A 12100-nucleotide genomic window follows, 5' to 3' on the forward strand; every position below is an offset into this window, starting at 1 on the left:
GACCCCATGCCGAACTCAGAAGTGAAACGCCGTAGCGCCGATGGTAGTGTGGGGTCTCCCCATGCGAGAGTAGGGAACTGCCAGGCATCAAATTAAGACCCGTAACCGGGTTGTGACCTTACCCCTGACAAGGTAAGGGCGAAACACCTGAATTCAGACGTAGTCTGAGGTCAGTACAGAATCGGTGGAGCGGTAGTTCAGTTGGTTAGAATACCTGCCTGTCACGCAGGGGGTCGCGGGTTCGAGCCCCGTCCGTTCCGCCACTTAAACAGAAAGCCCTGACTCATAAGAGTCAGGGCTTTTTTGTATTTGTATTTTTTATTTTCATTTCCTTACGTACAATCCCGTGCGAATTGGCTCCCGCCGATTGAAAGTAGGCAACAAAGTCCCTATAACTGATAGATGGTAAACCCATTCAGCTGTAAAAAGTGCAGGCGGTAACGTGCAAAAAAAGACTTATGCCATGAGATACGTAGCAGGCCAGCCAGCGGAGCGTATTTTTCCTCCCGTGGCGATGCTGCATGTCGGACAGGCATTGCCGCCCGGTGCGCCGCTCACCACAGAAGCCCGCCTGAAAGTGCTGGTGTGGAATATTTTCAAGCAACAGCGCGCAGACTGGCTCTCGGTTTTGCAAAATTTTGGTAAAGATGCCCACCTTGTTCTTCTACAGGAGGCGCAAACGACACCAGAACTGGTGCGTTTCGCCACCACTCATTATCTTGCTGCCGATCAGGTGCCTGCTTTTGTACTGCCTCAGCACCCGTCAGGGGTCATGACTCTGGCCTCCGCTCACCCTGTCTACTGTTGTCCTTTACGTGAGCGTGAGCCGCTTCTAAGGCTGGCTAAATCGGCACTGGTCACGGCTTATCCATTGCCCGGTGGTCAGATGCTAATGGTCGTTAATATCCATGCGGTGAACTTCAGTCTGGGCATTGATGTTTACAGTAAACAGCTCGGACCGATCGGCGAACAGATTCTTCATCACCAGGGCCCGGTGATTATGGCGGGTGACTTTAATGCGTGGAGCCGTCAGCGGATCAATGCGCTATATCGTTTTTCTCGTGAAATGGGGCTACGTGAAGTCCGTTTCACCGACGATCATCGGCGCAAAGCGTTTGGTCGACCCCTGGATTTTGTTTTTTATCGCGGGATGAGTGTCGCAGAGGCTTCGGTACTGGTTACCCGTGCATCCGACCACAATCCACTGCTGGTTGAGTTTGATGCTCACCCTACGGATTACGCATAAACAAGGACACTATTCAGAATGGCAACAAAGCACCATGATAACGTCGATAAACAGTTCGGTGAACAGGCAGGCGCTTATCTGACCAGCGTAGTCCATGCGGAGGGGCGTGACCTCGTACGATTGGCAGAACGGCTGTGTGACGCATCAGAGGCGAAGGTCCTTGATATGGGCTGCGGAGCCGGGCATGCGAGTTTCATTGCTGCCCAGCATGTTAAAGAAGTGGTCGCGTACGATCTGTCGGAGAAAATGCTGGCAGTGGTGCGAGCAACAGCGCTCGAACGCGGCTACCATCACCTGACAACCCGGCAGGGCTATGCGGAAAACCTGCCTTTTGCGGATGCAGAGTTTGATGTGGTGATCAGCCGGTATTCAGCGCATCACTGGCACGATGTCGGAAGTGCATTGCGTGAAGTCCGTCGGGTATTGAAACCCGGCGGTAAAGTGATATTTATGGATGTCAGTGCACCGGGCAATCCGGTACTGAATATCTGGTTACAGACGGTGGAAGCCTTGCGTGATACCTCTCATGTGCAGGATTACAGCCCCGGTGAGTGGCTGGCATTAATGACAGAGAGTGGGCTGGTGATACAGGCTGTCTCGCAGGATCGTCTCGATCTGGAGTTCAGTAGCTGGATAGAGAGAATGCGTACACCTGATGTGATGGTAAAGGCGATCCGGGCCTATCAGCATTCAGCACCTGACGAAGTGCAGCGCTACTATGCTTTGCAGCCTGATGGCAGTTTCAGTACCGATATCATCTTTATCGAGGCCATTCGGCCATAAAAAAAGCCCGTCATAGACGGGCTTTTTTGTGTGGATTTTCATCCGCAGTGGCTAACAGTTAACTGTCTGGCGTCGCATTATTGTTAACAAACAGCGTTAACTTATCGCCAGGCTGAATGTTTTTCGTATTACTGGCGACGCTATTCCAGCGAACAACATCCTTGATGTTTACGCCGTGACGTTTTGCGATACTGGCCAGAGAATCACCCTTACGTACCTGGTAGGTGATGCTGTCGCCGTTATCTGCCAGTCGCGTACTGCTGTTACCCAGGCTCAATGTCTGACCGGGTTTGATACTGACACCGCGCAGATTATTGGCACGTTGCAGATCTTTCACCGGAACCCCGAGACGCTTGGCAATGCCTGAAAGAGTATCACCGCTGCGCACCTTGTAAGAGGCAGGAGAAACACTGTTCCTGGCAAGAGAAGTTGGCTGTACCGCTGAGATGTCACCGCTTGCCAGTGAGTTACGCAGTTTAGCTACGTTGGACTTCGGAACCATAATGTAATGAGGACCATTTGGTGCCGTCGTACCGCGTTTGTAGCCGGTATTAAAGCTCTTCAGCTTGCTCAATGACATGCCAGCCATTTCGGCTGCCTGTGTCAGCTCAATCTGCTGGCCTACTTCTACTCGCGCCAGAGCGCGTGCTTCATTAGGTGCCGGCAGACGTACGCCATAACGCTTACTGTTTTTAAGGATCTGCCCTAAAGCCAGCATTTTAGGCACATAGACCGTAGTTTCTCGTGGCAGCGCAAGTGACCAGAAATCTGTTGGTCGACCTTTAGCCTTATTGGCTTTTATCGCTTTGAGTACACGACCTTCACCGCTGTTATAGGCGGCAATGGTTAATAACCAGTCACCGTCAAACATGCCGTTAAGGCGCTGCATCATGTCCAGAGCAACTTTGGTCGATGCGACAATGTCGCGTCGTCCGTCATACCACTGGGTCTGTTTAAGACCATAATTTCGTCCCGTCTGCGGCACAATCTGCCAGATGCCAGCGGCATTCGCAGATGATGTAGCATGGGGATCAAAAGCGCTCTCCACTATGGGTAGTAGTACCAGTTCCATCGGCATTTTACGTTGCTTAATCTGCTCGACAATCCAGTACATATACGGCTCTGCCCGTAATGTTACATCGTGGAGATAGCTCTTGTTACTCAGGTACTTCTGTTTTTGTTCGCGTATCCGGTAATTATCCGGAATCTTCATCTTCAGCTCGTCGCTAATGAAATTCCACAGATCTCTGTCTTGCGCAAGTGACGTTCCATCGTCCTGCCAGCGCGGCGACAACATTTCATCTGAGTACTGTCCATTTTCACCTTGACCTGCCGAAGACAAACTCTGTGCATGCTGTTCGGGGATGTTAGCATCGTGCCTTGACGCCTGGCATCCGACCAGCAAGACTGAGGCGAGTAATATCGCTTTAGCCTTCATGTGTGTGTCAATAGTTCGCTTAAAAGACGAGCAATAATACGTGCTCGATCCCGACAACACAACCAAAAATATTAAAAAGCGTCTTTCTTCTCGCGTAGAACCGCAAATACCTGCCATTCATGTTGCGGAGTTGTTTCTATTCCTATTTGTTTCTGTAATTCAATGTCTTGCGAGCGTAAAAAAACATTTATTTTTCGCTCCAATGCCAGTTTTGTAGGCAATGTTATGGCATTTTTTGCGCGTAACTCCTTAATTTCTCGGTAATAGCGTGCTATTTCGGTCTCTTGGGGATAAATAGCGTGTGCAAAGGTTAAATTCGATAACGTATATTCATGTGCGCAACAAACCAGTGTTTCATCAGGCAGTTCATTAAGTTTTTGAAAAGAATAGAACATCTGTTCTGCTGTGCCTTCAAATAACCTACCGCATCCACCTGAAAAAAGAGTGTCCCCGCAAAAAAGGTAAGGGAAACTGAAATATGAGATATGTCCTAAAGTGTGGCCGGGCGTGGCATAAATCGTAAAATCTCGACCCAAAACCGACACGATATCACCTTCACTGACGATAGTTTTAGCCCCTTTAACGCGCGTTTCTTCTGGGCCATACACCGCTAAATCAGGGTAATGAGAGACCAGTTCGGCCACGCCACCCACATGATCATGATGATGATGTGTGAGCAAAATCGCCACAGGCTGCCACTGGTTTTGTTCAATCATGCGTAACACCGGAGCCGCTTCGCCGGGGTCAACAATCAGGCAATGACCTGTATCATCATGTAAGGTCCAGATGTAGTTGTCCTGCAGGGCTGGAATACTGGTAAGATTCATTATTATCGCTCCTGGATGCTCGCAAGGGAAAGAAGATGGTAAAGCATGAAGCCTGCTAAAACACGCCAAATCCGTCATGTGCCAGAGTCCTGGGCGCAGATACCCTGCGGTGAATTTTATCGTGATGCTCTGTCACACCAACTGCGGCCCTGTCTCAGCAAACTTTACGGCTTCCATTTGCTGAAAATCGGTAACCTGAGTGCCGAAATCGACACTGAAAGCTGTGCTATCTCACACCAGGTGAATGTAGGGTTGAGCGGTGAGTCGCTTCAGGTCAGGGCCGATCCTCTTAGTCTACCGTTTGAGTCCAAGTCAGTGGATGCCTGTCTGCTGGCACATACGCTGGCGTGGAGCAGTGACCCACACCGGGTGCTACGCGAGGTTGACAGGGTGCTTATCGATGACGGCTGGATGATTATCAGCGGTTTCAACCTCTTCAGCGTTCTGGGGATAGGCAAACTGATCCCGGGTCTGCACCGACGGATCCCATGGAACAGTCGAATGTTTACTCAGATGAGACTGCTGGACTGGCTGAGTCTGCTGAATTACGAAGTGATGCAGAGCATCAGTTTTCAGGTGCTGCCGTGGAATCGACAGGGAGGCAAGATGATCAGCACCCACTTGCCTGCGCTGGGCTGTCTGAATGTGATTGTGGCGCGTAAAAGGACCTTCCCACTGACGAAAAATCCGGCGAAGAAAAGTGCCGGGACCCGGCAATTACACGCGATGGGCGCGACAAACCAGTACCGGGCAGGGCGCAGAAACTGACAGTGCAAGTATAACTGTTTTAGGGCCGACCTTGCTTTCCCGTCAGCCCCCCCCGGCCGCTCGCTAAGCGGCTAAAGCAACCAGCCCTGCGCATGGGCATTGTCCAGATGCTGCTTCAAATAGCCCCATAGCTCCGGCCACTGCTCCGCCAGCTTGACGTTACGTGCTTCCACCTGCTCCAGGCGGATACCATTCTCTTTCCAGCTCTGGCCCTGATTGTGCAGGTTAAGCATGATGGGCAGGGCGCGGTCGAGCATATTTGCAAAACGCGCCTCTGCAGTTTCTCCGGCTTCATATTCATCCCACAGCGCGCGGAAACGTTGGCTCAACTCGGTGGGCAGTAACCCAAAAATACGTCCGGCGGCAGCCACTTCCTGTTCCTGAATGGCATCACGCGCGGCGATGTCGTACACGAGGACGTCACCTGCATCGATCTCAACCACATCATGTAAAAGCGCCAACTGCGTGGCGTGCTGAACATCAATGGTAGCCTGAGAGAAGGGGGCCAGACTCATGGCCGCCATTGCCAGGTGCCAGCTGTGCTCCGCTGAGTTTTCCTGACGTGCATTGCTGAGCAGTCGGGTACGGCGCTCCACGCCTTTTAGTTTGTCCAGCTCCATTAAAAACTGTACGACTTCTGTCATCGCGCCGAAATCTAAGGCTGCTACCCTGTCTGACATCACCTGTCTCACTTATGCCCTGAAAAAAGTTTGCCCGTATTGTAAGGGAAACGTTTGCGTATTTCGCGAAAGAATGTGCGTTGCATGATTACACACAATATTTTAGCTTACATGTGTACTCTGAAATTATTGTCAGTTAGGCTAGCGGTGATGATTTTTCCGCCAGCACAACGAGTGATGGCGGAGTAGCAAGAACCGGAAAAAGGGTTGATATGGTGAAGCAAAAAGTACTGACGGGCGGGTATTCAGTGGCGGAAGAGATTGCGAATAGCATCAGCCACGGCATCGGCTGCCTGTTGGGTGTTATTGGTCTGGTCCTGATGCTGGACCAGGCGATTGATAACCGGGCTGGTGCGCTGGCGATCATCAGCTACAGCCTGTATGGCGGCAGTATCATTCTGCTGTTTTTGGCCTCCACCCTGTATCATTCTATACCGGGTGAACGGGCGAAATTCTGGCTCAAAAAACTCGACCACTCGGCTATTTATCTGCTGATTGCTGGCACCTACACGCCATTTCTACTGGTAGGATTGAAGTCGCCGCTGGCGCACTGGCTGATGGTGGTCATCTGGGGGCTGGCGTTGACTGGCGTGTTGTTTAAGCTGGTGTTTGCCCACCGATTTGAAGCACTGTCGCTGGTCACCTACATGTTGATGGGCTGGCTGTCGGTGATTGTGCTGTATCAGATGGTAATGACCCTGCCTGCGGGCAGCGTGTGGTTACTGGCTGCAGGCGGGATCATCTACTCACTTGGGGTGATTTTCTATGTGGCGAAGCGCATTCCCTACAACCATGCCATCTGGCATGGCTTCGTTCTCGGTGGATCGTTGTGTCACTTTCTGGCCATCTACCTGTATGTGGTGTAACCCCGTGCTGATTAACCGGCGGTGATCTCATAGGGCAGCGGCTGGATCGCCAGTTCGCCGCCCTCATCCCCTTGCACACGTAGTACGGTATCCGCGTCCAGATCGTTGTTCATCACGGCCTGAATCCAGACGTCACCGTTGTCGAGCTGGCACGCGGCCAGAATAGTGCCGGTACGGCGCCAGTTCTCACCCATCTTCATTTCCAGCGCATCGTTTGCTGCAGGCACGATGCCCGCCTTGCCCGCCAGCCAGTAGAGCGCACGCTTATTGGCCCCACGAAATTTTGCGCGGGCGACCATTTCCTGCCCGGTATAGCAGCCTTTCTTAAAGCTGATAGCATCCAGTGCCTGCAGGTTAGTGGCCTGTGGGATCAGCTGTGCGCTGGTCTCAGCATCAATCACCGGGAAACCGGCTTCAATTTCCAGCGCCAGCCACTGTGAGCTGTCGTTGAGCTGTGCTGAATCAGCCAGTTTTTTACGCACCTCTTCGGCTTTGGCCTGAGAGGTGACTAGCAGAAAGCGCTCGGCTGGCAGATCAAACCATAACAGCGTGCTCTCCCCATCCTGAACCACCGGAGACTCTGCATCAGGCAGCACGCTGAACAGATCCGTTAGCGCGCCACGGGCCTGAAAACCGGCAACACCGAGCAGCACCGATTCATCGTCGGCTACCAGCGTGACTTTGGCAAAGACGGCATATTTTTTTAGTTCCACCAGCTGGTTATCGCGCAAGCTGCGGCGCTCAATAAAGGCAAGGCCTTCACCGCGATGAAACAGGCGCAGGTTGCTCCACATCTTTCCTTTAGCATCACAGTGTGCTGCAGGGCGATGTTGTTCGGCACCCAGCGCGGCCACATCCAGAGTCACTTGCCCCTGCAAATAGCTGATGCGATCGGCACCTGTTGCGTTCACCAGCGCCCACGCTTCCAGTGAGATCAGCGTTAACGGCAAGCGGGCTGATGCGGCGGGTTGACGCGGCGGGAAAGAAATCGTCGGCATAATTCAGTCCTAAAGTAAGCAGGGGATGAAAATCTGTTTCTCATGTTAAAAGAGCAGCACGGCTTTGCAACCTGTTTCCGGAAAATGCGGCACAAAACGCGTGATAACCCTGTAACTGATGCCACTGTTTTGCGGGCTGACGCGCAGGGTGATAATTGCTGAATCAACAGTAGCGCAAAAAAGCGGTACACTGTGCACCCTGTTTGGTTAACCGACGCAGAGTGACATGGATATTTCAAATAAATCACGTATTCACTGGGCATGCCGTCGTGGCATGCGCGAACTCGATATCTCCATCATGCCGTTTTTCCAGTATGAGTTTGATTCACTGACCGATGAAGACAAACAGCTCTTCGTACGTCTGCTGGAGAGTGATGACCCCGATTTGTTTAACTGGCTGATGAATCACGGTGAACCCGCTGATGCTGAGCTGCAACGGATGGTGGCATTAATTCAGGACAGAAACCGAGCACGTGGTCCGGTGGCGATGTAATCTGCGGGCCTCCCGGCGCGCACAAACGTTATCGCTGGTACTGCATGGCACGTTGATCCTGGCGCTGCTGCTGGCACCTTGGCCGGACAGCGCCTCATTGCCACGCATCCTGTTACTGCTGCTGGTTCTTCTGGAGTGCCAGTGCAGTCGACATCGTATCCGGCATTGTCGGGGGGAGATCACCCTGCACAAGGGGCGTGTGATAGGCTGGGCGCAGTGCCAGTGGCGCATGACCTCCCGCCCGTGGCTGACGCAACGGGCGATTCGGCTGACATTACAGAACACGGCAGGCCGTCGCGAGCGGTTATGGCTATTTGCCGATGGCATGGACAGCAGCGAATGGCGGCTTCTGCGCCAACACCTGCTGAATGAAAAGGAACCGCGGGATGAGTAGCCCCACCATCTGGCTGGTAGAAGATGAAGCCGCCATTGCGGATACATTGTTATATATGCTGCAGTTGGAAGGGTTCGAAACCCGCTGGTTCCCGCGCGGTGTGCCGTTGCTGGAAGCCTTGCCGCTGCAGGTACCGGATCTGGTGATCCTTGACGTTGGCCTGCCCGATATCAATGGTTTTGAACTGTGCCGCCGATTGCTGGCATTGCAACCTGACCTGCCGGTATTGTTTCTTACTGCCCGCAGCGAAGAAGTTGACCGCCTGCTGGGGCTGGAAATTGGCGCGGACGATTATGTTGCCAAGCCATTCTCCCCACGTGAAGTCTGCGCGCGGGTGCGCACACTGCTGCGTCGACTGCAAAAACAGCAGCGCATTGCTCAGTCTCCGCGTTATAACGTTGGCAAGTTCACTCTCGATGAATCTGCTGCACGTGTGCAATGGTGCAATCAGTCTCTGATACTGACGCGTTATGAATACCTGTTGTTGAAAACCTTGCTGCTCTCGCCAGGCAGGGTGTTCTCACGCCAGCAGTTGATGAATCTGGTCTGGAAAGAGGCGGAAGAGAGCCTTGATCGTACCGTTGACACCCATATCAAAACCCTGCGTGCCAAACTGCGCGACATCAACCCGCACGAGCAGGTGCTGATGACCCATCGTGGCCTGGGTTACAGTCTGGTGACGGGCTGATGCGCATCGGAATGCGTCTGCTGCTCGGCTATTTTCTGATTGTTGCCGTCGCCGCGTGGTTTGTTCTGAGCATTTTCCTCAAGGAGATCAAACCTGGGGTACGGCGTGCCACCGAAGGTACATTGGTCGATACCGCGACATTGTTGGCGCAGTTCGCCCGTGCAGATATCCTCAGCGGTCAGCCGCAGCAGGGGCAGCTGGCGCAGGCTTTCTCGCAACTGCGGGGGTACCCGGTCCATGCCAATATCAGCGGCATCGCCAAACGGCGCAATGAATATCGTGTTTACCTCACCGATGCGAAAGGGATTGTGCTGTTTGACTCTTCAGGGGTGGCGACAGGGCAGGATTACTCACGCTGGAATGATGTTCTGCTGACGCTGCGTGGTGAGTACGGTGCACGCAGTACTCGCAGCAATCCTGACGATGATGCCAGCTCGGTGATGTATGTGGCGGCCCCGGTGCGTGATGGTGCGAATCTGCTGGGGGTGCTCAGCGTGGGGAAAGCCAACAGTACGATGGTGCCGGTGATCCGCCGCAGTGAACACCGTATTCTCTGGGCGGGTGCAGCCCTGCTGGGTATTGCTTTGCTGATCGGTCTGGGGTTTGTCCTGTGGATTAACCGCTCTGTTGGTCGCCTGGTGCGTTATGCCGACTCGGTAACAGAAGGCGATGTGCAACCACTGCCAGCCATGAACAGCACTGAGTTACGCAAACTGGCGCAGGCGCTGGAGAGTATGCGTCTGCGGCTGGAAGGGAAGCGCTACATTGAGCATTATGCCCATGCGCTAACCCACGAACTGAAAAGCCCGCTGGCGGCGATCCGCGGCGCGGCGGAAATACTGCGTGAATGCCCCCCGGCTGAGGTGGTTCAGCGTTTCTCTGCGAATATCCTGCAACAGAATATCCGTATGCAGCGGCTGATCGACAATTTGCTTCGCCAGGCAACGCTGGAAAACCGCCCTGAAATCCAGCGCCAGTCGGTTAGCCTGCTGCCTCTGGTTACTTCACTGTGTGACAGCCGGGCGGTACAGGCTCAGGGTAAACATCTGACCTTCGACGCCGCCGACGTTGACGGGCTGTCTGTGCGGGCCGATGTGCTATTGCTGGAGCAGGCGCTGGGAAATCTGCTGGATAATGCACTCGACTTTACGCCTCTGGAGGGCGAGGTGAGGATTCAGATCAGTCAGTCGGCCGATGAGGTGATATTCCGCGTACTGGACAGCGGTAGCGGTATTCCGGACTATGCGATGCCGCATATTTTCGACCGTTTCTATTCACTGCCGCGCAGTAACGGTGAGAAGAGTAGCGGGCTGGGCCTGGCGTTTGTGCAGGAGGTGGCCCGCTTGCATCAGGGCAACATTACCCTGAGGTCACGCCCGGAAGGTGGTGTCTGTGCTCAGCTCACTGTGAAAAAATAACGGCCCACTTCACCGTCCCTTCACATAACTTCATTTTCTCCCCATTCAGGGGGGCTATCTTCTGCGTTATCGACACAGGAGAGTCCAACATGATGAAAACCCCTTTATTCTGGAAAATGCTAACGCTGATCGGCTGCCTGCTTCTGCTGCTGGTACCGTTAAGTCTGCTCAGTTCATTGATTACCGAGCGCAGCGTATGGCGCGATAGTGTGGCCGATAAGCTCAGCCAGAGCACCAGTGGTCCGCAGCGTCTCTTCGGGCCGTTGATCGCCATTCCATGGAGCGAAATCGTTACGGAAACCCGCGATGGTAAAGAAGTCACCGTTCAGCAGAATCATCTGCGTTATTACCTGCCTAAAAACCTGCGGGTGGCGGGTGACCAGCAGGTAGAACAGCGTAAGGTGGGTATTTATCAGGGGCAGGTCTGGCGTACAGGCGTCTCCATTAATGCCACTTTCGACAGCGAGCAACTGGCCGATATTAAAAAGCCGGGTATTACCCTCGGTAATCCCTGGCTGGTGATGGGCGTGGGTGACTCACGTGGGATCAGCAGTGTGACACCGCTGAATATTGGCGATCAACAGCTGGATTTCCAGCCGGGCAGCGATCTTCCCGGTAGCAGTGAAGGCCTGCATGTGGCGCTTCCGGACAGCGTGTTAGAGGAGAAAAACCTGGCGCTGAACTTCACGCTTAAACTACAGGGAACACAGCAGCTTGAAGTGGTGCCATTAGGTAAAAACAGCACCTTTGATCTGAAGAGCAACTGGCCGCACCCGGGTTTTACCGGCAGTTTCCTGCCTGAACAACACCAGATTACGCCTGAAGGTTTCACCGCACGCTGGCAGAGCAGTTGGTTTGCTAACAATCTCAATTCGCTAGTGCGTGATGACTTTACCGTGAGCAGCGATAAGCTCCCGGCCTTCAGTTCGATGGTCGTTAACCCGGTGGATCAATATCAGCAAACTGAACGTGCGGTGAAATACGCCATTCTGCTGATTGGCCTGACCTATATGGCTTTCTTCCTGTTTGAAACGCTGACCGCGTTGCGGGTGCACCCAATGCAGTATTTGCTGGTGGGGCTGTCGCTGGTGATGTTCTTCCTGGTGCTGCTGGCGCTGTCCGAACATATCGGGTTTAACCTTGCCTGGCTGACGGCGAGCCTGACCTGTGCGGCGATCAACGGTTTCTATTTGCAGGCGGTACTACGCGGATGGCGGCGCAGTCTGATGTTTGTCGGGGGTTTGCTGGTGCTGGATGCGGTGCTGTGGCAGTTACTGCAATCGGAGGACAGCGCGCTGTTGCTGGGGACGGGGGTACTGATGGCAGCACTGGCAGCCGTGATGGCGCTGACGAGAAATATCGACTGGTATCGTCTGTCGGCGACCGCAATGCCAGAGTTGAGCACTGAAAGTGCGCAGGAGGAAGAAGGCCGTTTCGGTTTGTGGAAATAAACCTCTGAAGGCATGGGCGGAGCGAAAGAGAAACTCCGCCCCGACAGTCG

Annotated in this window: 13 protein-coding genes, 1 tRNA gene and 1 rRNA gene; 11 read left to right on the top strand and 4 right to left on the bottom strand. The window is 53.6% G+C overall.

The features are described from left to right. The 4 genes from rrf to HHI26_RS19535 all read left to right on the top strand — a co-directional run. A 5S ribosomal RNA gene (gene rrf, locus HHI26_RS19520) occupies positions 1–86 on the top strand; the annotation flags it as partial. Positions 87–186: 100 nt separating this feature from the next. After that, positions 187–263, top strand: a tRNA-Asp gene (locus HHI26_RS19525). Positions 264–442: 179 nt separating this feature from the next. Beyond that, a complete protein-coding gene (locus HHI26_RS19530) occupies positions 443–1246 on the top strand; it encodes an endonuclease/exonuclease/phosphatase family protein (RefSeq protein WP_133846130.1) in 804 nt (267 codons plus the stop codon). Positions 1247–1264: 18 nt separating this feature from the next. Then, a complete protein-coding gene (locus tag HHI26_RS19535) occupies positions 1265–2029 on the top strand; it encodes a class I SAM-dependent methyltransferase (RefSeq protein WP_133846129.1) in 765 nt (254 codons plus the stop codon). A gap of 58 nt (positions 2030–2087) precedes the next feature. On the opposite strand, the gene mltD is transcribed toward HHI26_RS19535, so the two are convergent. Next, positions 2088–3467, bottom strand: a complete 1380-nt coding sequence (mltD, locus tag HHI26_RS19540; protein WP_133846128.1) for a murein transglycosylase D — start codon at positions 3465–3467, stop codon at positions 2088–2090. A 71-nt stretch (positions 3468–3538) separates the two neighbouring features. Then, positions 3539–4294 (bottom strand): hydroxyacylglutathione hydrolase, encoded by a 756-nt coding sequence (gloB, locus tag HHI26_RS19545; RefSeq protein ID WP_159337894.1) that lies wholly within the window; start codon positions 4292–4294, stop codon positions 3539–3541. A 45-nt stretch (positions 4295–4339) separates the two neighbouring features. Here gloB and HHI26_RS19550 point away from each other — a divergent pair, with 45 nt between their 5' ends. Further along, the gene (locus HHI26_RS19550; RefSeq protein WP_133846126.1) at positions 4340–5062 is read left to right on the top strand and encodes a class I SAM-dependent methyltransferase; all 723 of its coding nucleotides are present in this window, start codon (positions 4340–4342) and stop codon (positions 5060–5062) included. A 71-nt stretch (positions 5063–5133) separates the two neighbouring features. Here HHI26_RS19550 and HHI26_RS19555 read toward each other — a convergent pair whose 3' ends face one another. Continuing rightward, on the bottom strand, positions 5134–5742 hold the full coding sequence (locus tag HHI26_RS19555) for an HD domain-containing protein (RefSeq protein WP_133846125.1): 609 nt from the start codon (positions 5740–5742) through the stop codon (positions 5134–5136). Positions 5743–5954: 212 nt separating this feature from the next. Between HHI26_RS19555 and HHI26_RS19560 the strand changes: the two genes are divergently transcribed. Then, positions 5955–6608 carry a hemolysin III family protein gene (locus HHI26_RS19560; protein ID WP_133846124.1) on the top strand — a complete coding sequence of 218 codons (654 nt, stop codon included), beginning with the start codon at positions 5955–5957 and terminating at the stop codon, positions 6606–6608. An 11-nt stretch (positions 6609–6619) separates the two neighbouring features. Here the strand turns inward: HHI26_RS19560 and ygfZ are convergent, their stop codons facing one another. Then, positions 6620–7606, bottom strand: coding sequence for a tRNA-modifying protein YgfZ (gene ygfZ, locus HHI26_RS19565; RefSeq protein ID WP_133846123.1), 987 nt, complete (start codon positions 7604–7606; stop codon positions 6620–6622). A 226-nt stretch (positions 7607–7832) separates the two neighbouring features. Between ygfZ and sdhE the strand changes: the two genes are divergently transcribed. The 5 genes from sdhE to creD all read left to right on the top strand — a co-directional run bounded on the left by sdhE (position 7833) and on the right by creD (position 12050). Next, positions 7833–8099, top strand: a complete 267-nt coding sequence (gene sdhE, locus HHI26_RS19570; RefSeq protein WP_133846122.1) for an FAD assembly factor SdhE — start codon at positions 7833–7835, stop codon at positions 8097–8099. Further along, a complete protein-coding gene (locus HHI26_RS19575; protein ID WP_171149551.1) occupies positions 8080–8493 on the top strand; it encodes a protein YgfX in 414 nt (137 codons plus the stop codon). Before sdhE ends, HHI26_RS19575 begins: the two co-directional genes overlap by 20 nt. Then, the gene (gene creB / locus HHI26_RS19580) at positions 8486–9181 is read left to right on the top strand and encodes a two-component system response regulator CreB (protein ID WP_171149552.1); all 696 of its coding nucleotides are present in this window, start codon (positions 8486–8488) and stop codon (positions 9179–9181) included. Before HHI26_RS19575 ends, creB begins: the two co-directional genes overlap by 8 nt. Then, entirely contained in the window at positions 9181–10599 is a 1419-nt protein-coding gene (gene creC / locus HHI26_RS19585) for a two-component system sensor histidine kinase CreC (protein ID WP_171149553.1), read from the top strand. Before creB ends, creC begins: the two co-directional genes overlap by 1 nt. 89 nt (positions 10600–10688) lie before the next feature. After that, entirely contained in the window at positions 10689–12050 is a 1362-nt protein-coding gene (creD, locus tag HHI26_RS19590; RefSeq protein WP_133846118.1) for a cell envelope integrity protein CreD, read from the top strand. Positions 12051–12100: the final 50 nt, after the last annotated feature.

The sequence above is a fragment of the Erwinia sp. JH02 genome (assembly GCF_013074405.1).
GTDB classification, from domain to species: Bacteria; Pseudomonadota; Gammaproteobacteria; order Enterobacterales; family Enterobacteriaceae; genus Erwinia; species Erwinia rhapontici.

Bases quoted from the DNA above. Each gene is read 5' to 3' on its own strand.
- HHI26_RS19535 (WP_133846129.1), top strand. From the start codon at position 1,265: ATGGCAACAAAGCACCATGATAACGTCGATAAACAGTTCGGTGAACAG.
- mltD (WP_133846128.1), bottom strand. From the start codon at position 3,467: ATGAAGGCTAAAGCGATATTACTCGCCTCAGTCTTGCTGGTCGGATGC.
- gloB (WP_159337894.1), bottom strand. From the start codon at position 4,294: ATGAATCTTACCAGTATTCCAGCCCTGCAGGACAACTACATCTGGACC.
- HHI26_RS19550 (WP_133846126.1), top strand. From the start codon at position 4,340: ATGAAGCCTGCTAAAACACGCCAAATCCGTCATGTGCCAGAGTCCTGG.
- HHI26_RS19555 (WP_133846125.1), bottom strand. From the start codon at position 5,742: ATGTCAGACAGGGTAGCAGCCTTAGATTTCGGCGCGATGACAGAAGTC.
- HHI26_RS19560 (WP_133846124.1), top strand. From the start codon at position 5,955: ATGGTGAAGCAAAAAGTACTGACGGGCGGGTATTCAGTGGCGGAAGAG.
- ygfZ (WP_133846123.1), bottom strand. From the start codon at position 7,606: ATGCCGACGATTTCTTTCCCGCCGCGTCAACCCGCCGCATCAGCCCGC.
- sdhE (WP_133846122.1), top strand. From the start codon at position 7,833: ATGGATATTTCAAATAAATCACGTATTCACTGGGCATGCCGTCGTGGC.
- creB (WP_171149552.1), top strand. From the start codon at position 8,486: ATGAGTAGCCCCACCATCTGGCTGGTAGAAGATGAAGCCGCCATTGCG.
- creC (WP_171149553.1), top strand. From the start codon at position 9,181: ATGCGCATCGGAATGCGTCTGCTGCTCGGCTATTTTCTGATTGTTGCC.
- creD (WP_133846118.1), top strand. From the start codon at position 10,689: ATGATGAAAACCCCTTTATTCTGGAAAATGCTAACGCTGATCGGCTGC.